Annotated in this window: 16 protein-coding genes and 1 pseudogene; 11 read left to right on the top strand and 6 right to left on the bottom strand. The window is 73.6% G+C overall.

Annotation, left to right across the window (positions count from 1 at the left end; genetic code table 11):
- Positions 1-70 precede the first annotated feature (70 nt).
- From AC5R91_RS28280 to add, 5 genes are all read left to right on the top strand, one after another.
- Entirely contained in the window at positions 71-919 is an 849-nt protein-coding gene (locus AC5R91_RS28280; protein ID WP_495394327.1) for a response regulator transcription factor, read from the top strand.
- Positions 916-2442 (top strand): sensor histidine kinase, encoded by a 1527-nt coding sequence (locus tag AC5R91_RS28275; protein WP_495394326.1) that lies wholly within the window; start codon positions 916-918, stop codon positions 2440-2442. The genes AC5R91_RS28280 and AC5R91_RS28275 overlap by 4 nt, the downstream gene beginning before the upstream one ends.
- A gap of 146 nt (positions 2443-2588) precedes the next feature.
- Complete coding sequence (locus AC5R91_RS28270) at positions 2589-3350, top strand: O-methyltransferase (protein ID WP_495394325.1); 762 nt, start codon at positions 2589-2591, stop codon at positions 3348-3350.
- Between the two features lie 130 nt (positions 3351-3480).
- Positions 3481-3924, top strand: a complete 444-nt coding sequence (locus tag AC5R91_RS28265) for a carboxymuconolactone decarboxylase family protein (protein ID WP_495394324.1) — start codon at positions 3481-3483, stop codon at positions 3922-3924.
- A 335-nt stretch (positions 3925-4259) separates the two neighbouring features.
- Positions 4260-5285: an adenosine deaminase gene (gene add / locus AC5R91_RS28260; RefSeq protein ID WP_495394323.1), complete on the top strand. Its 1026-nt coding sequence runs from the start codon at positions 4260-4262 to the stop codon at positions 5283-5285.
- Positions 5286-5346: 61 nt separating this feature from the next.
- On the opposite strand, the gene AC5R91_RS28255 is transcribed toward add, so the two are convergent.
- The gene (locus tag AC5R91_RS28255) at positions 5347-6228 is read right to left on the bottom strand and encodes an SDR family NAD(P)-dependent oxidoreductase (protein WP_495394322.1); all 882 of its coding nucleotides are present in this window, start codon (positions 6226-6228) and stop codon (positions 5347-5349) included.
- 264 nt (positions 6229-6492) lie between these two features.
- Between AC5R91_RS28255 and AC5R91_RS28250 the strand changes: the two genes are divergently transcribed.
- A complete protein-coding gene (locus AC5R91_RS28250) occupies positions 6493-7266 on the top strand; it encodes an alpha/beta fold hydrolase (protein ID WP_495394321.1) in 774 nt (257 codons plus the stop codon).
- Here AC5R91_RS28250 and AC5R91_RS28245 read toward each other — a convergent pair.
- Entirely contained in the window at positions 7237-8751 is a 1515-nt protein-coding gene (locus tag AC5R91_RS28245) for a hypothetical protein (protein ID WP_495394319.1), read from the bottom strand. The genes AC5R91_RS28250 and AC5R91_RS28245 overlap by 30 nt on opposite strands.
- Before the next feature lie 376 nt (positions 8752-9127).
- Here AC5R91_RS28245 and AC5R91_RS28240 point away from each other — a divergent pair, with 376 nt between their 5' ends.
- Positions 9128-10387, top strand: coding sequence for a globin domain-containing protein (locus AC5R91_RS28240; RefSeq protein WP_495394318.1), 1260 nt, complete (start codon positions 9128-9130; stop codon positions 10385-10387).
- An 80-nt stretch (positions 10388-10467) separates the two neighbouring features.
- Here the strand turns inward: AC5R91_RS28240 and AC5R91_RS28235 are convergent, their stop codons facing one another.
- Positions 10468-16989 carry a wHTH domain-containing protein gene (locus AC5R91_RS28235; RefSeq protein ID WP_495394317.1) on the bottom strand — a complete coding sequence of 2174 codons (6522 nt, stop codon included), beginning with the start codon at positions 16987-16989 and terminating at the stop codon, positions 10468-10470.
- A gap of 150 nt (positions 16990-17139) precedes the next feature.
- On the bottom strand, positions 17140-17544 hold the full coding sequence (locus AC5R91_RS28230; protein ID WP_495398080.1) for an aldo/keto reductase: 405 nt from the start codon (positions 17542-17544) through the stop codon (positions 17140-17142).
- A 113-nt stretch (positions 17545-17657) separates the two neighbouring features.
- Between AC5R91_RS28230 and AC5R91_RS28225 the strand changes: the two are divergent.
- The 4 genes and pseudogenes from AC5R91_RS28225 to AC5R91_RS28210 form a co-directional block, all read left to right on the top strand.
- A pseudogene (locus tag AC5R91_RS28225) lies at positions 17658-17711 on the top strand (TetR family transcriptional regulator); the annotation flags it as partial.
- Complete coding sequence (locus AC5R91_RS28220) at positions 17712-18146, top strand: TetR family transcriptional regulator C-terminal domain-containing protein (protein WP_495394316.1); 435 nt, start codon at positions 17712-17714, stop codon at positions 18144-18146.
- A 648-nt stretch (positions 18147-18794) separates the two neighbouring features.
- Positions 18795-19301 carry a hypothetical protein gene (locus AC5R91_RS28215; RefSeq protein ID WP_495394314.1) on the top strand — a complete coding sequence of 169 codons (507 nt, stop codon included), beginning with the start codon at positions 18795-18797 and terminating at the stop codon, positions 19299-19301.
- 181 nt (positions 19302-19482) lie between these two features.
- Positions 19483-20196, top strand: a complete 714-nt coding sequence (locus AC5R91_RS28210) for a VIT1/CCC1 transporter family protein (protein WP_495394313.1) — start codon at positions 19483-19485, stop codon at positions 20194-20196.
- Between the two features lie 121 nt (positions 20197-20317).
- On the opposite strand, the gene prpB is transcribed toward AC5R91_RS28210, so the two are convergent.
- Positions 20318-21232, bottom strand: coding sequence for a methylisocitrate lyase (prpB, locus tag AC5R91_RS28205; protein WP_495394312.1), 915 nt, complete (start codon positions 21230-21232; stop codon positions 20318-20320).
- Positions 21232-22740, bottom strand: coding sequence for an MmgE/PrpD family protein (locus AC5R91_RS28200; protein ID WP_495394311.1), 1509 nt, complete (start codon positions 22738-22740; stop codon positions 21232-21234). The genes prpB and AC5R91_RS28200 overlap by 1 nt, the downstream gene beginning before the upstream one ends.
- Positions 22741-22813 lie beyond the last annotated feature (73 nt).

Raw genomic sequence — 22813 nt, 5'->3', positions numbered from 1 at the left:
GTCGGCGACGCGCCGGTCACGCCTGCGGGGACGCCACACCCTGCCGGAGCGGGAGTCCTAGGCTGGAAATATGGCGACGCCCGCAGGCCACCATTTCTCGGGACAGGTGCCGGACCCGCCACGCCAGCCCGACCCGCCACGCCAGCCCGACCCGGCCGGCGCCCGGATCCTCGTGGTCGAGGACGACGACGGGCTCGGGACGCAGCTCGTCCGCGGGCTGGACCGGGCCGGCTACACGGCGAGCCGGGTGCGCACCGGCGCAGCCGCCCTCGGCCAGATCGCGGGTCCCACCCCGCCCGACCTCGTGCTGCTCGACCTGGGGCTGCCGGACATGGACGGCGCGCAGGTGTGCCGACGTATCCGCGAGCGCACCGACATCCCGGTGATCGTCGTGACGGCCCGGGGGGACGAGGCCGACCGGGTCGAGGCGCTCGACCTGGGCTCGGACGACTACCTGGTCAAGCCGTTCGGCTTCGCCGAACTGCTGGCCCGGATGCGGGCGGTGCGTCGGCGCACCGCCGGCCGGGCGGGCGGTGGGGACGCCGACCTGCTCCGGCATGGCCCGCTCACCCTCGACCGGCGCAGCCGCCGGATCACCGTCGACGATCGCCCCATCGCCGTCACCGCCCGCGAGTACGACCTGCTGGCGTTCCTCGCCGCCGACCCGGGCCGGGTGCGGACCCGGCAGGAGATCTTCACCGGGGTCTGGGGAGACTGGTTCGGCTCACCGAAGGTCCTCGACGTGCACATTGGCGCGATCCGCCGCAAACTGGGCAAACCGGAACTGATAGAGACGGTGTACGGGGTCGGCTTCCGGCTGGCCGGGCCCCAGGGCGCCGGGACGCAGTCCGCGGCCGGGCCGGCCGATCCGGGCCGCCTGCCGGCGCAGGGTTGGCGGCAGGAGCTGCCGGGCCGATGAGCCGGCGGATCCTCGCCGCCCAGCTCCTGCTGACCGCGGCACTGCTCGTCGGGCTGTGCGTCCCGATGGGCCTGGACGCCACCCGGCATGACCAGGCCCTGTTCGGGCTGCGGCTGTCCGCCTCGACCGACACCTACGTCGCCGAGGTGAAGTGGCGGCGACTGTCGCCGGACGCCGCGCCGCTGCCGGTACCCCGCCGCGACAGCGCGGACGTGCCGCCCGACGAGCTGCGCCTCTACCGCGCCGACGACAGCCCCGTGGCCGACACCGGCGAGGACATCCCGGTCACGCCGCAGGACCTCGCCCGCGCGCACCACCACAGCGTGACGATCGAGCCGAGCGACGCCAACGGGCACCGCATGATCCTCGTGGCGCCGGTGTCCAACGCGAACGGCCTGGTCGGCGTCCTCGCGGTCGCGCGCAGCGACTACGGGCTGCGTGCCTCGATCAACCAGCGGTGGACGAAGATCGCTGTCGGCGGCATGCTGGTCGCGCTGGCGGCCCTGGCGATCTCCATCCTGCTGGCCCGCTGGGTGGGCCGCCCGCTGCGCCGGCTCGGACACGCCGCCGGCGAGCTCGGCGCGGGTGACCTGACGATCCGGGCCCGGGCGGTCGGCGGCCCGCCCGAGGTCCGGGAGGTCGCGGCGACCTTCGACGCGATGGCCGACCGGATCCAGTCCCTCGTCGACAGCCAGCGGCATTTCCTCGCCGACGTCTCCCACCAGATCCGGACCCCGCTGACCGCGATGCGGCTGCGCCTGGAGCTGCTGGAACAGGACGTCGACACCACGGTCGCCGCGGAGGTGGCCGGCACCCTGGTCGAGGTGCACCGGTTGTCCCGCATGGTCGACGGGCTGCTCGCCGTCTCCCGGGCCGAACACGCCCCGACCGCCGTCCGGCCGGTTCCCCTCGCGCCGGTGACCACGCAGCGCTGCCTGATCTGGCGACCGGTGGCCGCCGCCGCGGACATCGCGCTGACCTGGGACGTCGACGACGCGCACATGGTGGCCAGCGGCCCCGGCCATCTCGAGCAGATCCTCGACAACCTGCTCAGCAACGCCCTCGAGGCCACCCCACCCGGCGGCCGGATCCGGATCGAGTCGCACCCGGCCCCGGCGACCTTGGCCGGGCCGGCGATCCGCCTCACCGTCACCGACAGCGGCAGCGGCATGAGCGCCGAGCAGCGGCAGGCCGCCTTCCGCCGCTTCGGTGGCGCCGCCGGCGGACGCGAGCCGGACCGGACGCCGCGCCGCGCCGATCGGCGGGGCCACGGGCTCGGTCTCGCGATCGTGCACGCCCTGGTGACCGCCGACGGCGGGACGATTGCGCTGGTCCCCGCCGCGGCCGGTGGGCTGTGCGTCGTGCTCGACCTGCCGTGGGCGAGCCCGCAGCCCGGCGAGAGCGCCGCGGCGGTGCCGCCGCAGCGGGCCGGGACCAGCCACCTCCGGCATCCCCCGGAACTCGGGCTCCTGGAAATCGTCGACGATCCCCACCGGGACCGCGAGGCTGGACGAGAATCCTGACGACCGTCCGCTGGGCTCGCCGCCAGCCGAGTCCACCGGTGATCTTTACCGTTTCTTTCCCCGCCGAACCGCGGTAACGCGCCGGCAATGCGCCGCTGGGCGGCTATTTTCGCACCGAGCGACCAGGGAAGGAGCACCCACTGATCATGTCGAGAAGCCCGGCGCAACGCATCCGGGAAGTCACGGCGCTCGGCGCCGAGACGGTTCGCCGCGAGGTCATCAGAGGCGGCGGTCGGGGCTCAAAATCCGCTTTTCTCAACGGTAAAATCGGTGCATATCTGACCGAGCACAGCTCACCACCCGACGAGGTCCTCGACGACCTGTCGGCGCTCACCGCCGCACTGCCCGAGGCGGAGATGCAGGTGCCCGCCGAGCAGGGCACGCTGCTGACCATTCTGACCGCCTCGATCGCCCCCCGCCGGGCCGTCGAGGTCGGCACCTTCACCGGCTACTCGGCCCTGTGCATCGCCCGCGGTCTGCCGGCCGACGGCCGGCTGCTCTGCCTCGACGTCAGCGAGGAATGGACCGCGATCGCCCGCAAGCACTGGGATCGGGCCGGCGTATCCGACCGGATAGACCTCGTCCTCGGGCCGGCCGCCGACAGCCTCACGGACCTCGCCGAGGAACCCACCTTCGACCTGGCCTTCATCGACGCGGACAAGGTCTCCTACCAGCGTTACTACGACCTTCTTGTTCCCCGCATGAACCCCAACGGGGTCATCATCGTGGACAATGTACTGCAATACGGTCAAGTCGTGCGCCCGCGCTCGGAAAATCCGGCGGTGGTCGCCGTCCGGGAGTTCAACCGGCTGCTGGCCGCCGATTCCCGGGTACAAGTCGTGATGCTGCCGATCGCCGACGGGCTCACCATCGCCCGCAAACTGCCCTCCCTCCGCGACGGCGACTGACTCGGGAAGCGGCCGGCACCCTGGCATGTCACACCACGGCCGACGGCCCCGTCCCTCCTCACAGGGGTCGCCGTCCGGGCGCCCCCGCCCGGGGCGGCAGGCCCCGGCCAGTCGGGAAGGGGATCGGAAGATGACCCAGCGGTTGAACGTGGCGGAGGTCGCGCCGGAGGGGTACCGGGCGATGCTCGGCCTGGAGCGCTACGTCCGGGAGAACGTCGACGGCACGGTCCTTGAGCTGGTCAAACTGCGGGCTTCGATCATCAACGGCTGCTCGTTCTGCGTGGACATGCACAGCCGGGACGCCCTCGCGGCCGGGGAGTCCTCGCGCCGGCTGTTCGCGGTCGGGGCCTGGCGGGAGGCGCCGTTCTTCGACGAGCGCGAACGGGCGGCGCTAGCGCTCACCGACGAGGCCACCCGGCTCGGCCCGGACGGGGTGAGCGACGAGACCTGGGCACTGGTCACGAAGAGCTGGTCGGAGAAGGAGGCCGCGGACCTGATCCTCGCCATCGTGACGATCAACGCGTGGAACCGGATCGCGATCCCGAGCCGCCAGAGCCCGCCCGTCGACGCCTGAGCCCGCCCGTCTGATCGTCTGAGCCCGCCCGTCTGATCGTCTGAGCCCGCCCGTCTGATCGTCTGAGGCAAGCGCATCGACGTCCGAGCCAGCCTGCCCGTGTCTGAGCCGGCCCGCCGCGCCCGCGCAGCCTGCGTGCCGCGAGATGCGGTGTTTGCGTCGCCGAAACAGGCGTGGGCGGCTGGCCGTCCTAGCGTGGCCGTCGGGCGCCCGGCGCGGGGCGAACCGCCACCGGGTGCGGTCGTCCGGCGCCGGGCGGCCCCGGACGCCGAGCACGGTCGACGGGCGGCTCAGCAGGCGGAACGACGGTCGACCGGCGAGGGCGGGAGCGGACCATGGACTACCCCCAGTACCTGCGGTCGGTGCCGAAGGTGGAGCTGCACTGCCACTTCGAGGGCACGGTGCGCGCGGCGACGTTCGCCGACCTGGCCCGCCGGCACGACGTCACGCTGCCCACCGAGGACGTCGCCCGGCTGTACGACTACGACACGATCTACGAGTTCCTGAAGATCTTCGGGATGGTCTCGTCGACGCTGATCGACCGGGCGGACTTCGCCCGCTGCGCCTACGAGTCGCTGCAGGACGGCGCCCGGCTCGGCAACCTGCGCTACCGGGAGATGTTCTTCAACCCCACCCTGCACACCCGCCGCGGCATCCCGATGCGCACCGTGATCAACGGACTGGTGGACGGCATCCGCGCCGCCCGGACCGACTTCGGTGTCGAGTGCCGGCTGATCGCCGACGTCTACCGGCAGGACCCGCCGGAGCTGGCCCGGCAGATGGTCGCCGAGGTGCTCGAACACCGCGTCGACGAGCTCATCGGCCTGGGCATGGACGGCGCGGAGGCCCCCGACCCGCCGGAGAAGTTCGTCGACGCCTACCGGGCCGCGAAGGCCGGCGGCCTGCGGCTGACCAGCCACGCCAGCGAGGACGCCCCGCCGGTGAACATCACCACCTGCCTGGACGTGCTCGGCTGCGAACGCATCGACCACGGCTACCACATCATGTCCGACCCGGCGGTGCTGCGCCGCTGCCTCGACGAGGGCATCGCCTTCACCTGCTGCCCCACGTCCACCGCCGTCGTCTACGGCTGGCCGGACCTGACCCGCCACCCGATCCGGGACATGGTCGCCGCCGGCCTGCGGGTCATGCTGAACTCCGACGACCCGACGATGTTCCACACCGACCTCGGCCGCGAGTACGTCGAGCTGTGCACCGCGCTGGACTACGGCCCGGCGACGGTGCGCACGCTGGTCCTCGCCGGGGTGGACGCCGCCTGGCTCGACGACGGCGAGAAGGCGGCGATGCGCGTCGCCTTCACCGCCGAGCTCGACGACCTCGACGCCCGCCTCGCCGCCTGATCCCCGAACGGCGTCATCCCCGAACGGCGTCATCCCCGAACGGCGTCATCCCCGAACGGCGTCACAGGGTGACGGAGGTGTCCCCGGGGTAGAGGGTCCAGCCGTCGCCCGCGCGCCCCCAGCCGCTGGACGCCCAGGCGCCGCCGTCGACGTTGAGCGTGACGCCCGTGATGTACTTCGCCCGGTCGGAGCTGAGGAACACCGCGGCGTCCCCGACCTCGTCGGCGTGGCCCTCCCGGCCGAGCGGGACGTAGCGCTCCACCTCGGTACGGCGCTCCGGCGACAGCGGCGGCAGGTTGTCGGGGTCGACCGGGCCGGCGAAGATGCCGCGCATGCCGGCGGTGGCGGTGTGGTCGGGCGCCAGGGCGTTGACCCGGATCTGGTCCTCGCCGAGTTCGAGGGCCATCGTCCGGGTGAAGGAGATCATGCCGGCCTTGCAGGCGGCGTAGACGGCGTACAGCGGCGCCGCGCGCTGCCCCTCGATGCTGGTGATGTTGAGGATCGACCCGCCGGCACCGCCCGCGGCGATCAGCGGCGCGGCGGTCGACGTCGCCGCGATCATGCTGACCAGGTTGATGTCGATGTGCCGGCGCCAGCTTCGCTCGCTCTGCTTCAGGAAGCGGTTCGCCTTCACCCCGCCGGCGTTGTTGACGAGGATGTCGAGCCGGCCGAACTCCCCGTGCGCGGCGGTGATCGAGCCGGCCAGCGCCTCGGTGTCCATCACGTCGGTCGGCAGCGTCAGCGCCGTGCCGCCCGCCTTCTCGATGATCTCGCGCGTGCTCGCGGCCCGCTCCGGATCGATCTCGACCAGTCCCACCGACACCCCGACCCGGGCCAGCGCCACCGCGATGGCCTGCCCGATACCGGCCCCGGCGCCGGTGACCACCGCGGCCTTCCCGGCCAGGCCCAGCTCGAACGACTGCTCCGGGATCGCCTGCGTCATCGTCGCTGCTCCTCTGGCACGGCTGGACGGAATCTGGCCCCGCTGGACGGGTTCGGGCACTGCGGGACAGCAGCAGCACCTGGTGAGACACCAAACCATCACGCACCGACCGGCGGCAACCGGACGCCTGCGCCGGCGCTGGAGCCTTCTGACAGCGACGGCTACCGTGTGCACATGTCCCTTGTCGCTGAGGAGCCAGCGGACGAGGCGGTCGCAGTGCCGGGCGGGTCGTTGTGGACCCTGTCGCGGGGGGCGGGGCTGCCGTTGGTTCTCGCGCATGGCGGGCCAGGGCTGTCCAACAACCTCGAACCCGTCGCGGGGATGGTCGACGATGTCGCGCGCGTACACCTCTACGACCAGCGAGGCTGTGGACGCTCTCGGGCGAGCGGGCCGTTTGACATCGCCACCCTCGTGGCCGATCTGGAGGCTCTGCGCACGCACTGGCGGCATGAGCGTTGGGTGGTCGGCGGCCATTCCTGGGGTGCGGCGCTCGCGCTGTTCTACGCTCTCGCGCACCCTGACCGCACGCTCGGCGTCATCTACCTGGCGGGGACGGCCATCCGCTGGGGATGGAAGGACGGCGTGCAACGCGAGCGGCTGAGTCGCCTCACCGCGGCTGAACGCCAGGAGTTGACGGCGCTCGGCGCACGCCTGGAAAGCAACGGGGACGAACGCGACCGGGCACGGTTCCTGCGTCTGATGTGGTCCACGGACTTCGCCAGCCGTGCGGCGGCGACCGTCCTGGACAGCCAGCCGCTGTACGGCTATCCGCGTGCCGAAGCGGTGGCGCGCGCGGTGCAGAGCGACTGGAAGGCTCGACTCGATGCCGGCATCGACGACGACCTGCGGCGGCTCACGGTGCCGGTGCTCGTCGTTCACGGCAGGCGCGACCCCGATCCCACGGGGGCGCGCGAGGTTGCGGACCTGGCGCCGCGTGGCCGGTGGGTGCCGCTGGACAACGCCGGGCACTCTCCGTGGCTCGAGCGGCCGGCGGAGATGCGTCAGGTGCTACGCGCCTTTCTGGGCTCGCTGCGTTGAGGACTCCACGGTCCGGCCGGTGCCGGGCAGGGCGAGCATCCGGTCGAGCAGGCGGGCGAGGAAGACGGTGTGCCGGTGCAGCAGCGCCGGGTCGAGCTTGTCGAGCTGGTCGCCCGGGCCGACCTGGAGCAGGTACGCCGGCCCGCTGATGAACGCCGCCGTCGGCAGGCCGAGCCGGTAGGGGAACGTGCCCTCGCCGTAGAGCCCGTCGGCAGCCGGTGGGAGCACGGCGGCCCGGGTGAGCCCGCCGGCCCGCACCTCGTCGAGCGCGAGCCGGCGCAGCCGTTCGCTGTGTCCGACGGCGACGACGACGGGTTCGCTGCGGCCGGTCGGCCCGTAGGGCACGGTGCCGCCGCCTTCGTCCCAGCCCGTCGCGCCGAGATGTTCGGCGACGAGCGCCATCGCGAGCGAGGCGCGCAGCCGCGGGTGGCGGCGTAGCCAGGCGTCGGGTTTCACCGTCGCCGCGTCCGCGGTCATGTGCGCCGGGGAGAACAGGAACACGGCGTCGCGCCTGCGTCGCGCGGCCGGGCCCCGGCGGGCGAGCCGCTCGGCGAGCGCGAGCAGGGCCGGCCCGCCGTTCTCCTCGATCGCGTTCTGCCCGTCGGTGTGCGTGGCGACGAGCACGTCGCCGCCCGCCCGCGCGGCGCCCCGGTCGGGGTCGGGGTTGGCGCCGCAGTCGGGGGCGCAGTCGTGGTCGGGGGCGGCGCGGTCGGGGTTGGGCAGCCTGGCCAGCAGGTAGTCGACGGTGCTGTCGTCGTGGCGGGCGGCCAGGACGACGGTGGCCTCCAGCGGGCCTTTCGCGAGCAGGGCGCGCAGCCGGGCGCCCTGCTCGCGGTCGACGTGCAGGGTCGGCAGACCGGCGTACGGCTGCTGGTGGGGGGTGTACTGGCCGGCGGCCAGCGGCGGCGGCAGATCGAGGATCTCGATCATCGCGACGGCGCCGTGCCGGCGGGCGAGGGCGAGGTCGGGTGGGGCCGGGACGCCGAGCCACACCCGCGAGTAGTCCTCGGCGGCGAGCAGCGCCCGCGCGTCGGGCGGCTCGACGGCGTCGGCGAGGTCGGTGAGCACCTCGGCGTGCAGCCGGGCGACCGGCGCGTCGGCGAGCACGATCGCACCCGCCACCGGCCGGCCCCGATAGTCCGCCGTGCCCCCCGCGCCGACGTCCATCACCGTCGCCGTCACCCCGCGGGTCGACGTCTCGCCGGAGTACGGGCGGTAGGAGGCGACGGGCACCGTGACGCTCACCCCGCGCGCGTCGACGACGCGCAGCGACCAGTCGTCGGCGAGCCAGCGGGCGAGGGGAACGGGATGGCGCGTCACCGCCAGACCCAGCCGCCGCAACCGGGCATCGAGGTCGTCGATATGGCGGTGGTGCGCCGGCGAGCCGGGCAACCGTGGGCCGAACGAGACCATCCGCTCGACCGAGTCCCACACCTCCTCCGGACCGGCAAGGCCCGGCAACCCGCCCCGCGCCGGTCCGGTCATCGCGCTTCCCCCCGGTCGTCGCGCTGGTCCGGTCATCGCGCTGGTCCGGTCATCGCCGCGGAGGCTAGCCCGATCGCGCCGTCGGCGCATCACCCGGTCCGGGCGGTCAGCGTGCGGGCTACCGCAACCCGACTGCACGCGGAGCCCCTGGTCGAGCACGGTCCGGCTCCCGCCAGCGCCAGGCGAGGCCGGATGGGCACGGACTGTGAACGACACCATGAGGCCCGGAAAGCGAGCTCGGGGGCGGGTTTTCACTATGCTTGCGCCGTCCAGCTACTACGACACGTAGAAGTGGAGCTGGCCGCCACTGGAGATCTCCCCGCGGCACCTCCCCACACCGTGCGGCGCCGCCATGTCCGAGTCCGGAGGTCATCCCATGCTGTCCGAACGTTCCGCCGCCGTCGTCGGAGCGACCGCGGGCGTGGTCGCCGAGCATGCCGTCGAGATCACCGCCGCGTTCTACCCGCGCCTGTTCGCCGCCCATCCCGAGCTGCTGAACCTGTTCAGCCAGGGCAACCAGGCCACCGGCGAGCAGCGGCAGGCGCTGGCCGCGGCCATCATCGCCTACGCCGGGCACCTGCTCGGCGGGCCGGGGTCGTCGTTCGCCCCGGTGCTGCGCCGCATCGCGCACAAGCACGTCTCGCTGGGGGTGCGGCCCGAGCAGTACACGATCGTCGGACAGCACCTGCTCGCCGCGGTCGGCGAGGTGCTCGGCGACGCGGTGACCCGTGAGGTGCACGACGCCTGGGACGAGGTCTACTGGCTGTTCGCCACCGCGCTCATCGCCGAGGAGGGGCGGATCTCCCAGCGCGTCGGCGCCGACCCGGATCACGTCTGGCGGCCCTGGCGGGTGACCGCGCGCACCGTGGCGACGGCCGAGGTGATCTCCTTCGACCTCGTGCCGACCGGCCCCGAGCCGCTGCCGACGTACCTGGCCGGACAGTACATCTCCGTCGCGGTGGACCTGCCCGGCGGCGGGCGGCAGGCCCGGCAGTACAGCCTGTCCCGGGCGCCCGGCGCGGGCAGCCTGCGGATCACGGTGCGCCGGGTGCCGGGCACCGCCGGCGCGCCCGCGGGCGTCGTCTCCTCCCACCTGCACGACCAGGTCAAGGTCGGCGACATCCTGGACGTGAGCCCGCCGACCGGCGACGTCACGCTCGCCACCGGCGCCGACCCGCTCGTGCTGATCAGCGCGGGCATCGGCGTCACCCCGATGATCGCGATGCTCGGCCACACGGCCCGGCTGCAGCCGGAACGTCCGGTCGTGGCCGTGCACGCCGACCGCTCCCCCGACCACCACGCGCTGCGCTCCGAGATGATCGAGATGGGCGCCCTGCTGCGGGACTTCCGGCTGCACACCTGGTACGAGTCCGGCACCGGCAGGCCGGCGGGCATCGGCACCGCGGCGGGCACCGGTGCCACCCCGGGTGCCGGTGGGGCGCGGAGCGAGTCCCGCCACAGCGGCACGGTCGACCTCGACGCGGTTGCCCTGCCCGACGGTGCCCGCGCCTACCTGTGCGGGCCGCTGCCGTTCCTGCGCGACGCCCGCGCCGGCCTGCTGCGCCGCGGCGTGCCCGCACAGCGCATCCGCTACGAGGTCTTCGGCCCCGACCTGTGGGCCGGCTCCCCGGCCTGACCATCTGCGGAGCTCAGGCCACACGAGGCTCCCGGCCGGTGGGCGACCTGCGTCGGCTCGGTGAGGTCGCCGCCGAGCCGTCAGCGGTCGAATGCCTCCCGGGCGGGCGCCGGGAGACCGAACACGGTCAGCCGCTCGACGATCCGCCGGGGCGTCCAGCGCAGACGGTGGGAGGCGATGAGGATCTCGGCCCGAGAGAACGGGCGATCGACATAGCGTCCCCGCGAGTCCCGGAGCATGGCAACGACCAGGGCGTCGGCGCCGTCGACGTATGCGTCACGCGCCGACCCCGCCAGCGACGGACCGGCGTAGCCGAGCGCGGCGAGCCGACCGAGCACCCGCGCCGGTGTCCATCGCAGGTATCCGGCTGCGGCGATCACATGCGCCAGAGGCGCCGGACCGCAGCCAAGCCATGGTCCGCGACCATCGAGCAGCGCGCTGAGCAGGATCGCGTCCCGCGCGGTCGGCTGCAGACCACCGCCCGGCCGCCGCCCGGACCCTGCCGCGAAGGCCTGTCCATCAAGATCGAGATCGAGGCCGGTGAACAGCGCCATCACTTCGTCGGGCGACCTGCGCGTGAACTCCGCTACGCCGAGAACCTGCGCGGCCGAGATCGGCTCGGACACCGGCCCGGCCGCGTCGGTCCGGAAGAAGGCGACCGTTACCGCGGCCCGCTCGTCACGGTCGATCTCCCGCAATCCTTCCGGCACACCGAAGCCGAGCCGGGCATACCGGTCGCGGACCTCGGCCACATCACAGCCGAGCACGCAGGACGCATGGAGCAGGTGCGCCCGCGGCAGCACGTGCCGGCCCGGCAGCCAGGGCGGCTCGCCGGTCAGCTCCCGGGCAAGAAGGATGAGGTCCACCGCGTCCGCGTCGGGGACGTCCGGCAGCTCGGGTACCCCGCGCAGTCCCAGCGCCCGCAGGCGGGCGGCGATGTCCTGAGGCCTACGGCCGGTGTGTCCGGCGACCGCCAAGAGGTGGCCGTAGGGCATGGGTCCGTCGGCCAGCCAGGGCCCCCGCGCATCGATCTTCAGGCTCAGCAGGTCGAGATCATCGCCGTCCACGTCGACGTCGAGGTCCTGCTCCGGGTTCCCCTCGCCGCCGGCCGGCTCGGTTGCGGGTGCCGCCAGCCCGAGCTCGACCAGCCATCGCGCGAGATCGCGGGGCGTGCGACGGGTCGTGCTCGCGGCCGCGAGCAGAGCCGCTCGGCTGGGACCGCTCCAGGCCAGCTCCGCGGTGAACGGATCGGCGAGATCGAGCAGATCGATCAGCACCCGGACGTCCTCGCCGGTGGGGGCGCCGTGGGGTACCGGTTCGGTCGCGAAGCCGAGGGTGCCAAGCCGCCGCGCCACGTCGGCCGGGGACAGGCCGGTGAGGGCCGCGGCCATGACCAGGTGCGCGGTGGGGACGGGCCCGTCGGGCAGCCACGGCCCGTCGACCGTGACGTCGCGGGCGAGCAGCACGACATCCTCGAGGTCGAGCGGGGAGGCGTTCCAGCCGAGGGGATCGGCGACCGCTACGCCGAGGTGCCGGACGCGGGCAGCGAGCTCCGCGGGGTCTCGCCGCAGTCGGCTCGCGGCCGCGAGCAGGTGGGCGACCGGAAGGAGCCCGTCCCGGGGCGGCTGCAGCGACATCCCGGCGCTGTCGAGGCCGCGGCTGAACAGGAAGGTGTCCTCCATTGTCAGGACGACGTCGGTCAGCTCGGGCACACCGATGCCAAGGCCATCCAGCAGGCGCGCCGTGTCCGCCGGCATCCGGTTCAGCGATGTGGCGAGAGCGAGGACGTCGATGGGCCCGACGGGATGCTGAAGGGCAAACCGCCGCAGCCACCCGTCGTCCGAGCCGGTGACCGCCCAGACCTCGGCGTCGGCGGGGCCGGCGATGTCCGCCACGGCGAAGCCGCACTTGCGCAGCAGCGAGGCGACTTCGTGGGCCGGCCGGGACGTCTCCTGCGCGGTGCGCCACACGGCCGGCCGGGAGACGGGCACACCCGCCTGCAGGAAGGTCCCGCCCACATCGCCCCTGAAGGCCTCGGTCTCCAGCTCGCCGAGGTGGCCGAGCCGGCTGCCGCTCAGGGCGACCGGAAAGCCGAGCGCCGCGAGCAGGTGGGCCACCTGCGACGGGCGGGCGGACGTCCGAGCCGCCGCCATGAGCATGAATCCGGCCGGCACCGGTCGCTGATCGAGACTGCCGTTCTCGTCCAGGTTGAAGATCCGCGCGGCCTCGGTCCCGGACGACCGCGCGGCCTCGAGCGAGAGCCTGGGCGCCCGGTAGCCGAGGACGGTGAGCCGATCCCGGATGGCAGTCGCGGGCTGGTCGGTGTGCAGGGCGGCGCGCAGCACGTGGGACAGCCGGACCCGCCCGGGGCCCAGCCACGGCGATCGACCGGTCAGCCCCCTGCTCAGCAGCACGAGGTCGAAGGGGTGCATCGCCGGCACGGGCCTGCCGGGCGGGAAGGTCGGCAGGCCGAGAACGCGAAACCGCCGGATGGTCTCCGCGAGGTCGAGTCCGAGGCGCTGGGCGGCCAGCATGGCGTGACCCAGCGGCACCACGTCCCAGTGATGCGGATGCTGACCGTCGAGATCGAAGGTGACCAGGAGGAGATCGGCCCGCGTCACCTCCGGTACCGTCACGGACTGTCCAGCGGTCCGAAGAAGGCCCAGCTCGCATAGTCGCCTGCCGATCTCCGCGATCGGCTGGCGCAGGAGACCCGCGAGGAACAGGACCAGCGTGGTCCGGACCTCCGGGTCGGTACCGAGGAAGCGGCCGTTGCGCCAGCCGGCCAGCACGAAGTCGCTCGGCAGAGACGGGGAACCGGGCGCGAGCGCGCCACCCGCGGCGGCGGCACGCGCGGCGGACCAGGCCGCAAGCCGGCGGAAGATGATCGAGTCGGGTATCGACCAGTAGGCGAACCCGGGGTCGACCCGGGCGTGCGCCGCGGCCGGCAGCAGCTCGCCGTCGAGGGGGAAGCAGCCCACCCGTGCAATGGAGACCACCGCCCCCCCACCCGCCGGCCACGTCCTGCCCGCGGTCGCGAGCAGCGCCCGCAGCACGGCGTCCGCGACCAGCGGTAGGTCGCGGGCCAGGTCGGACAGCCACTCCGGCGTGATGTCGAAGTCGGCCGTGGCCAGCAGGGTGGGCACCGCGCTCGTGATCCGGTCGTCGATCGCCGCCTCGTCGACGAGCTCCCGGATCTCGTTGCGGTCGACGGAGAGCTCCGGCACGAGTTCGCCGGTGAGGTTCACGACGAGACCGAACAGCATTCGGCCCACCCACAGGCCGTCTGCGAGGACCGCGCCCGGGCCGTTAGCCCACCAGACGCCGTCACCCGCGGGGACGATCGGCGCCGTCCAGCGGCGGATCGGGGCGCCGGCCAGCGGGTCGCCGTCACCGACGGGGGCGGAGTCGGCCAGCTCGCCCGGGGCCCAGTGCGCGCGAGCGACGCCCTCGGTGGCCTCCGTCTCGAACTCGGCGACCCACAGGATGCGACGAAGCAGGTCGACGCAGCTCACCGTGGCCCTGCCCGCCTCGCGACTCAGGTGCAGCCGCACGCCGGTACCCGCGGCGCTGCCGGGGCCGAGATTCTGGACCCGGAAGAGATTCCCCGGCCCGGCGATCGTGACTCGCAGACGGTCGCCCGGCTGGCCATCCAGGCCGAGCCGGCAGGTATCGATCGTGATCTCGTCGGCAATCATGAAGTAGGACAGCACACCGACACCGAATCGGCTGTTGGGATGAAACTCGATCGGCGGGTCGCAGGCCTTCCAGGCGACCATCTCCTCGACGACCTCGGGCAGGTCCACCGAGCGGGTGCCGGCCTCGGCGAAGACGGCGGTGAGCTCACGCAGGCCCATGCCGATGCCGTTGTCGCGGCATTCGAGGTAGGCGCCGCCGTCCGGCTCGAAACCCTGGGTGAAAGTGATTCGCCCCGTCCATGCGGCTCCCCGTCCTGCGGTGCGGGCCAGGTACTGCTCGCGGGCGCGCCGGTAGCGGCAGGCGTCGAGGGCGTTCTGGTAGAGCTCGCGGATAGCCAGTGCCCGGTTCGCGTAGAGCTGCTCGCCCATGAGCAGCTCCTGCACTTTGTCCTCGGCCAGCCGGAACTGTGCGCCCGCGGAGCTGTAGGCGGGCCGCCCGTCGACCTCGACGGCCCGCACCGCTTCAGCGGTCGCGTGGGTGGGCAGATACGCCAGCGCCGGTATCTCCCCGGCGGCCCGGTGCGCCTCGGCAAGCAGGCTGTCAAGCTCGGCGGTGTGCCGTTCCAGCGCCACCTGGACGGCCTGGTGCTGGCACCGGGCGGACAGGTCACGGCCCGAACGACCCCGGTGCTGCCACTGCGCCCCGCGGATGGTCTCCCCCAGCAGGCCAAGATCGACCGGGTCGCCCACGCCGAGATGTTCGACGATGACATCCGGCAGCGCCGCGGGTTCGAGGGCCATCCGCTGGCCCACGGTCACCAGATACCCGACGAGGCGTTCCCGCAGGGTCATCTCGTCCCCGGTCGCGGGTGCCACCGTCACCAGATCACGCAGCGTCGCGGTCTGGCCGGGCCGGTTCAGGTGGGCGGGATCGGCGCGCAACGCGGTGAGCAGCGCGCTCGCCCGCGAGGGTGCGAACACCTCGCCGGCGGGTGTGTCCGGGTCGACCCCGGCGAGCAGGTCGGCGAGCGCGGAACCCGTGTAGGACGCCGGCCGCCGGGCCACCCAGCGGTGCACGAGCCACCAGCCGATAGCCTCGGCGGCGCCGGTGTCGCCGGTGCGCCGGGTCCGGTCGACGCGGCGCAGCAGCCGCGGGTGCAGCTTGGTGAAGTTCTCGAACTCCGCCCGGTCGGCGTCGTCCCGGCCGGGCGGCCGGTCGCCCCGCCCGGGGCCGCCCGGATGAGCGACAGTTGCCCGTGCCACCAGAGTCGTCCACAGCGATTCGTGGAGGAACGGCACCACGATCAGCAGGCCGGCCTCGGCCGTTGAGAGCGGCGGCGGGTCGGCGGGCAGCCGACGGACCAGGAACTCGATCCGCTTCATCTGCCGGAGCGCGAGCATCGGGTCGAGCCAGGGATCGGCCTGCAGCGTGGCCGCGGCGTGGTCGCGGGCGGCGCCGAGGCGTCCGACAAGATCGAGGGTCGCCGTCCGCAACTCCTCGACGGCCGGGTTCTGCGCCATGAGTGTCCAGGCGACGTGCCGATCCGCGGCACGCCGCCAGGGATGCTCTGGGGCCGCCGGTGAACCCGGGGACGTCGCTGCCGGGAAGGGGCTGAACCTGCTCGGGTCGCAGTGCAGGACCGAGCGCAGCGTGCAGGGCGCCGATCCAATGCCGGCGTCGCCGGACCCGCCGACGGCCAGGCGGTGGCGCAGCCTCTCCTCCAACGTCCGCACGTCGGCCGGCACCGCGGGGGTGGCCAGGACGTCCAGCAGGGCCCGCAGCAGCGGCGATCCACCGCCCGGCCGCGGCGACTCGCGGATCAGGTAGGCGACCTCGGTGCCCGCTGCGGCGGCAAGGCGCCCCGTGGCCCAGCCGTCACCGGTCACGGCGGTCCGCACCTCGCCATCGGCGAAGTCATCGGCGGCATCGACGATCAGCAGCACCCGGCCGGCGGCACTGCGGGAGATCGTCGCCGACCAGTCGAGGGGCACGCACAGATCCCAGAACGGCTGGTAGCCGATGTCGGCGTCGGCGGGGACGAGGAAGTCGAGGCCGTCGTGGTGGACCCCGTGGCCGGCCAGGACCAGCAGCAGTGTGTCGTCAGGTGCCGCGTCGCGCAGGAAGGCGTGGATCGCTGACTTGATCGCGCTCGCGCCGAGCCGCGACCGGTCGTGGACGTCCGCCCGATAGCCGACCCGCTCCAGCGCCTCGGCGGTGGCGTCGACGAGCGGGGCGAGCCCCGGCGATGCGGGCAGGCCCTCTCCGTCGTAACCAGGTACGCCGATGAGCAGTGCGCGGCACTCGCCCGCCGACGCCGGGTCCGACCTCCTCGACACCGCCGATGCCGCCCTCGACGGGGTCACCCCCGACCCGGTCGGCGGCAACTGGGTCGAGCGGCCGGTTGGGCCGGCCGAGGCGCCGCCCGGGAGGCCGGGAAAGGACGGTGCACGGCGGGTGCTCGGGGCTCTTGGCGGGATGGGTCCACCGCCCGGGAAATGCGGCTCGGCGGGGGGCTTCGCCCGGCCGGAGATCGCCGCCTGCACGGCGTGGAGCAGGACGTCTCGGGCGCCGTGCGCGGCCAGGCCGAACAGGTCGACGGACACCCTCGAGCCGAGCACCCCGGGGCGCGCGCAGTTCTCGATCCGCACCGGGAGCAGGCGGCGGGCCGCGCCGTCCGGGTCGGCGACGAACGCGGCCTGCCACTCCTGCTCGCCGTACACCGAATCCAGATAGGAGGCGGAGAGGACCGCCAGCGTGCGGGTGCTGTACCGGATGCCGTCCTGCATCGCGGCGGACCAGTTGGAACCCGCCACCATGTCCCAGGCCTGCACGAGCACCCGGAAGTCGGCGGCCTCGAGCTGCCAGGCGATCCACTCCGCCCAGGCCCGGTCCCGCGCCGTGTAGGAAATGAAGAAATCCCACCGGCCGTCGGTATGCGGCCGGTCCAGTCCCCCGGTAGCCATCCCCCAAATTGTGACACGTGGCATCAGACCGGTCGCCCCGCGCACACCGCCGGGCCTCGACGGATCGACCGCCCGGTGGCGACAGGGAGACGGTGACGGGAACGGCGGTCATGGTGACCGAGCGCGGCGGTCCGGGCGGCGGGGAGGCGGTCAGGCGACGGGAACGAAGGTGCGGAACACGGCCGCGTCGCCGCCCAGGGTCGTGGCGCGCTGGGCGGCGACCTGGTCGTGCGGCTGGCCGAGGTCGACGCGGCCGACCTCGTCGAGGCGGCGGTACTGGGCCTCGTCGAGGCGGACGTCCAGCGCGGCGAGGTAGTCGTCGAGCTGCTCGATCGTGCGCGGGCCGATGATCGGGACGAGGGCGGTCGACGCGCGGGCGGCGTGCTCGCGCAGCCAGGCGGTGGCGACCCGGGCGGGCGGCACGCCGAGGTCGGCGGCGACGGCGAGCAGCGCGTCGACGACGGCGGTCTTGTGGGCCTCGTCCTCGGTGTGGACGAGCCGGCCGAGGCCGGTCAGCCGGCCCGCGCTGCCGTTGCGGTAATTGCCGGTGAGCAGACCGCCGGCCGTCCCGCCAGCCTCGGCGAACCGGTCGAGGATCTTGCGCGCCTGCGCGGGCTCGGCGCCACTGCCCCACCGGGTGCCGAAGTTGCCGGTGCCGAGCGCGAGCCGCCCAGGTCTCCAAGCGGACCTTCTACCAGCACTTCCCCAGCAAGAACGCGTTGGTGGAGGAGTACCTGCACCGGCTGGACACGATCGCCGCGCCGCCGCAGGAGCGCGCCCTGGCCCGCGACGACCTGCTCCCCCGCGACCGCCTGCTCGCCTTGTTCGCGGTCGACCCCGCGGGCCCCGCGACCGGCGAGGCGCGGCTACGGGGCTGCCCGTTCCACAACGCCGCGGTCGAGACAGCCGGGACGGTGCCCGCGGTCGAGCGGGCGGTGATCCAGCACAAGGAGGCGTTCACGCGCCTGCTGACCGAGACCGCCCAGGCGGCCGGCGCCACCGATCCGGCCGCGCTCGGCCGTCAGCTCGCCGTCCTGCTCGAGGGCGCGACGGCGCTCGCGACCTCCCTCAACGATCCCGCGCCGCTCGCCGACGCCAGGGCGGCCGCGGCCACGCTCATCGACACCGCCCTCGCGCGACCGGAGCGGGCCGACTGAGCCGGTTGGACCGGTTGGACCGGTTGGACCGGCACCGCGGCCGGCCGGCACCGCGGCCGGCCGGGACCGTCGCCGCGCCGGACCGGTAGGGGCCGGACCGGTAGGGGCCGGAGCCCTTCGGGTCGTGAAGGGACACGGCGATATCACCCCGGCATCCTCAGTGCGAAACGGTGGCGAATCTATTGTTCACCCTGGGGGGCCCGCGATGTCGGCATCGGTCCGGACCGGTGCGCACCGCACTGAATTCCGGCCGCTGTTCCGGCGCGGCCAAGCCGGTCACGCGGCGGCGGCTTCGATCGGTGGCGGGGAGCACGATGCGGTCGGAACGGAATCGGTCTGGCGCTGACGGCGGGTGATGTCGGTGGGGACGCCGGCCGTGCGGACGGGTGGCTGGAAACAGCCGGGAGGGCGGTCGATTCCGCCACCCGGGCGCGCCGACCCGCCGGTGCGGCCGCGGGCGGCACCACCCGGATCGTCTTGGCCGGGACGAGCGACGCCCGGGTTTTCCCCCTTGGGACGACCGACCGATGTTTGCCATGCTCGATGGACGCATTGGGAAAGGTGACGAATGGGACGGCTGTCGGTCGGCAGAACGCTGGAGGTGGTGACCCGCCGACACGACTGCTCCCCCGGCCGCGGCCGGCCGGCATGACCACCGGCACGGAATGGGAGATCGACGGCGCCGATCTGCCAGCCCTGGTGCTGCCGGACACCGACGGCCTCGTCCTCGCCGGTCCGCCCGCCGCCCCGGCCGGCGAGGCGTGCGTCGAGGTCGACTTCCTGCCGGTGGAACCGGGCGTGCTGCTGCGGGCCGCGGTGGACGCCGCCGCCTGGCCGCACGTCGGATCCGTCACCGTGCACCCGCGCCGGCATCCACCGGCACGGACCCGGCTGGCGTTCCTCATCGGTCGCCAACTGCGGATCGAGCGGTCCGCGGCCGGCTGGAACTCCCCGGTGGTGACCCTCGGCGCCACCCTGCGACCCGAGTCGGCCGGCGGGCAGGGGCTGCGCATGGTCGCCCACCACGCCCGGGTGCATGACGGCGGTGGCTGGAGCCGGCACACGCTGTGGGAGGTCATGGGGCTGCGCCAGTACGTGACCTGGCTCGACCGCCGGCCGGCGAGCAGAGGGGTGGGTCGACCCGACCGCGCCTGATCGGCGGCTGGGGCAGGGATCGGCCCCGCGGGCGGTAAGCGGCGCGCGGGCGGTAAGCGGCGGCGGGCAGAGTCGGCGTCGACCAGCGCCGGCAACGGCCTCGCCCGACGGGGTGATTGTCACAGTGAGGAAGGGCATTCGCGGGTGTCCGGTCTGGTTTGCCCGTGCTGAAATGCTCGGCATGGCGGCAGCGAGCACGATGACCCGGCACCGGGAGCGTCACGGCGCGCAGCGGGCCGGCTGGCTGCGGGCGGCCGTCCTCGGCGCGAACGACGGGCTGGTGTCCACCTCCAGCCTGGTCGTCGGCGTGGCGGCGAGCGGCGCGTCGAGCGGTGCGATCCTCACCGCGGGCCTCGCCGGGCTGACGGCGGGGGCGCTGTCGATGGCCGCCGGCGAGTTCGTCTCGGTCAGCGCCCAGGCCGACGTCGAGCGCGCCGACCTCGCCCTGGAACAGGCGGAGCTCGCGGCGAGCCCGGTTGCGGAGTTCGCGGAGCTGGTCGGCATCTACGAGCGCCGCGGCCTGCCGCCTGACCTGGCCGAGAAGGTCGCAGAGGCACTGACCGAGCGTGACGCCCTCGGCGCTCACATGCGCGACGAGCTCGGCCACAACGAGACCAACGAGGCCCGGCCCCTGCAGGCGGCGTCAGCGTCGGCGGGTAGCTTCACCCTCGGCGCACTGGTGCCGTTCATCGGGATGGCCGCGCCCGCGGGCACCGCCCGGCTCGTGCTCATCGTCGCGGTGACCGTGCTGGGTCTGGCGGTCGCCGGGGCGCTGGCGGCGCGCGCCGCGGGCACCGCGCTGCTGCGCCCCACGCTGCGCGTCGTGCTGGGCGGCTGCGCGGCGATGGCGGTGACCGCCCTGGTCGGCGTCCTGGCCGACGCCGCCGGCGCCTGAGAGCGGGCCCCCGGCCTGGTCACCCACCAGCCAGAGTCACCCGCCAGCCAGAGTCACGCGCTGGCCGAAGTCACGCGCCAACCGAAGTCACGCGCTGGCCGGAGTCACCCGCTGGCCGGAGTCACGCGCCGTCGGGCGATCCCGGGATGCGGAAGGTGTAGACGCTGTCGTCGAAAGTGTTGTAGGCGGCGTAGTCGAGGAGTTCGTAGAGCCGGGATCGGTGTTGCATCCGGTCGACGAGGCCGGTCTGGGTGCCGTCGGCGGCGAGGCGGCGCAGGCCGTCCTCGGCGGCGCCCATGGCGAGGCGTAGCAGGGTGACCGGGTAGATGACGACGTTGACCCCGACCGATTCCAACGTGGCGGCGGTGAGCAGTTCGCTCTTGCCGAACTCGGTCATGTTCGCGAGGATCGGCACGTCCACGGCCGCACGGACGGCCTCGAACTCGGCGGCGTCCGCCAACCCCTCGGGGAAGATCATGTCGGCACCGGCGTCGATGTAGACGCGGGCCCGCTCGATCGCGGCGTCGAGGCCCTCGACACCGCGGGCGTCGGTGCGGGCGCACAGGACGAAGTTCGGGTCGCGGCGGGCGACGACGGCCGCGTGGATCCGGCGGACCATCTCCTCGACCCGCACGACCGACTTGCCGTCGAGGTGGCCGCAGCGCTTCGGGTTGACCTGGTCCTCGAGGTGGCAGCCCGCGAGCCCGGCGTCCTCGAGGACCTGAACGCTGCGGGCGACGTTCATCGGCTCACCGAAGCCGGTGTCGGCGTCGACGAGCGTCGGCAGGTCGGTGACCCGGGCGATCTGCCCGGCCCGGCCGGCGACCTCGGTCAGCGTGGTCAGGCCGATGTCGGGCAGGGCCAGGTCCGCGGCCAGCACCGCGCCGGAGACGTAGACCCCGTCGAAGCCCAGCTCGGTGATGAGGACGGCGGTCAGCGGGTTGAACGCCCCGGGGAAACGCAGCAGCCGGCCCGACGCCAGAGCGGCGCGCAGCGCGGCCCGGCGGGCGTGGGGTGGGGTGCGGGCGTGCAGCATCAGAAGATCCCCGCCGTCTCGCCGGTGGCCGGCGGCCGCTCGGGCACCAGGGTGAGCCCGCCGAGCTCGTCCGCGGCGAGCTCGGGTAGACGGATGGCGACGTCGAGGAAGCGGTCCTGCTCCTCGGTGGCCACCACGCCCTCGGTCAGCCGGCGGAACTTCGCGAGGTACTCCGCCCGCCCGAACGGCCGCGCGCCGAGCGGATGGGCGTCGGCGACGGCGATCTCGTCGATGACGGGGTCGCCGTCGGCCAGCTCGACGACGACCCGGCCGCCGAACGCCTTTTCCACCGGGTCCGCCGCGTGGTAGCGACGCGTCCACTCCTCGTCCTCCACCGTGACGATCTTCCGCCACAGGGCCACGGTGTCCGGCCGCGCCGCCCGCTGCGGGGCGTAGGACCGCTCGTGGTGCCAGTCGCCGTCCTGCAACGCCACCGCGAAGATGTAGGGGATCGAGTGGTCGAGCGTCTCCCGGCTGGCCGTCGGCGAGTACTTCTCCGGGTCACCCGCACCCGAACCGATCACATGGTGGGTGTGGTGACTGGTGTGAATCGTGATCTTCCTGATGCGGGCGAGGTCACCGAGGCGGGGGCCGAGCCGGCGGGCCAGGTCGATGAGCGCCTGGCTCTGGTACTCGGCCGAATGCGCCTTGGTGTAGGTGTCGAGGATGGCGCGCCGGACCTCGCCCGAGCCGGGCAGCGACACGACGTAGCGGGCGCCGGGTCCGTCGAGCAGCCAGGCCACGAACCCGTCCGCACCCTCGTAGGCCGGCGACGGCGCGCCCTGCCCGCGCATCGCGCGGTCGACCGCCTCGATCGCGACCTTCCCGGCGAACGCCGGCGCGTACGCCTTCCAGCTCGAGATCTGCCCCTTGCGGGACTGCCGGGTCGTCGTCGTCGTGTGCAGCGCCTGCTGCACCGCCTGGTAGACGACCTCGGTGGACAGACCGAGCAGTGACCCGAGACCGGCGGCAACCGACGGGCCGAGGTGCGCGATGTGGTCGATCCTGTGCCGGTGCAGGCAGATCCCGCGGACCAGAGCGACCTGGATCTCGTAGCCGGTGACGATCCCGCGGACGAGATCCCCGCCGCTGAGACCGAGGTGCTGCGCGGTGGCGAGGATCGGCGGGATGTTGTCACCGGGATGGGAATAGTCGGCGGCGAGGAACGTGTCGTGGAAGTCCAGCTCCCGCACCGCGACGCCGTTCGCCCACGCCGCCCACTCCGGCGACACCCGAACCTTCCGCGGCAGGCCGAACACCGTCGAGCCGGCCCGCCCCGGTGGAACCGGATGGCGCACCGCCTGATCGCGGGCGGCGGCAACCGGCGGACGGCGCAGCGACGCCGCCGCGACCCCGGCATTGTCGATCACCCGGTTGACAACCATCTCGGTGACCGCGGGCAGCACCTCCGCCGGGTCGGCCGCCACCGCGGCGATCTTCCAGGCAAGCTGGTCCGGCCGCTCCAACCGCTCGGTGCCTCGATGTACCCGCACCTCGTGCTCGATCATCCGTGCCCCGTCCTCCCCGTCGTGTTCCCCGTTCCCGGACGCCGGGGAAGCAGCCGGCGTCCGGGAACGGGCC

The organism is Frankia sp. BMG5.60 (assembly GCF_059428125.1).
Note: the sequence above shows the minus strand (reverse complement) of the source record. Positions and strands in the feature narration are given on the sequence as shown.

What these genes read in the sequence shown, in the direction of transcription:
- AC5R91_RS28280 (WP_495394327.1), top strand. Translation starts at nt 71, where the DNA reads ATGGCGACGCCCGCAGGCCACCATTTCTCGGGACAGGTGCCGGACCCG.
- AC5R91_RS28275 (WP_495394326.1), top strand. Translation starts at nt 916, where the DNA reads ATGAGCCGGCGGATCCTCGCCGCCCAGCTCCTGCTGACCGCGGCACTG.
- AC5R91_RS28270 (WP_495394325.1), top strand. Translation starts at nt 2,589, where the DNA reads ATGTCGAGAAGCCCGGCGCAACGCATCCGGGAAGTCACGGCGCTCGGC.
- AC5R91_RS28265 (WP_495394324.1), top strand. Translation starts at nt 3,481, where the DNA reads ATGACCCAGCGGTTGAACGTGGCGGAGGTCGCGCCGGAGGGGTACCGG.
- add (WP_495394323.1), top strand. Translation starts at nt 4,260, where the DNA reads ATGGACTACCCCCAGTACCTGCGGTCGGTGCCGAAGGTGGAGCTGCAC.
- AC5R91_RS28255 (WP_495394322.1), bottom strand. Translation starts at nt 6,228, where the DNA reads ATGACGCAGGCGATCCCGGAGCAGTCGTTCGAGCTGGGCCTGGCCGGG.
- AC5R91_RS28245 (WP_495394319.1), bottom strand. Translation starts at nt 8,751, where the DNA reads ATGACCGGACCGGCGCGGGGCGGGTTGCCGGGCCTTGCCGGTCCGGAG.
- AC5R91_RS28240 (WP_495394318.1), top strand. Translation starts at nt 9,128, where the DNA reads ATGCTGTCCGAACGTTCCGCCGCCGTCGTCGGAGCGACCGCGGGCGTG.
- AC5R91_RS28235 (WP_495394317.1), bottom strand. Translation starts at nt 16,989, where the DNA reads ATGGCTACCGGGGGACTGGACCGGCCGCATACCGACGGCCGGTGGGAT.
- AC5R91_RS28215 (WP_495394314.1), top strand. Translation starts at nt 18,795, where the DNA reads ATGACCACCGGCACGGAATGGGAGATCGACGGCGCCGATCTGCCAGCC.
- AC5R91_RS28210 (WP_495394313.1), top strand. Translation starts at nt 19,483, where the DNA reads ATGGCGGCAGCGAGCACGATGACCCGGCACCGGGAGCGTCACGGCGCG.
- prpB (WP_495394312.1), bottom strand. Translation starts at nt 21,232, where the DNA reads ATGCTGCACGCCCGCACCCCACCCCACGCCCGCCGGGCCGCGCTGCGC.
- AC5R91_RS28200 (WP_495394311.1), bottom strand. Translation starts at nt 22,740, where the DNA reads ATGATCGAGCACGAGGTGCGGGTACATCGAGGCACCGAGCGGTTGGAG.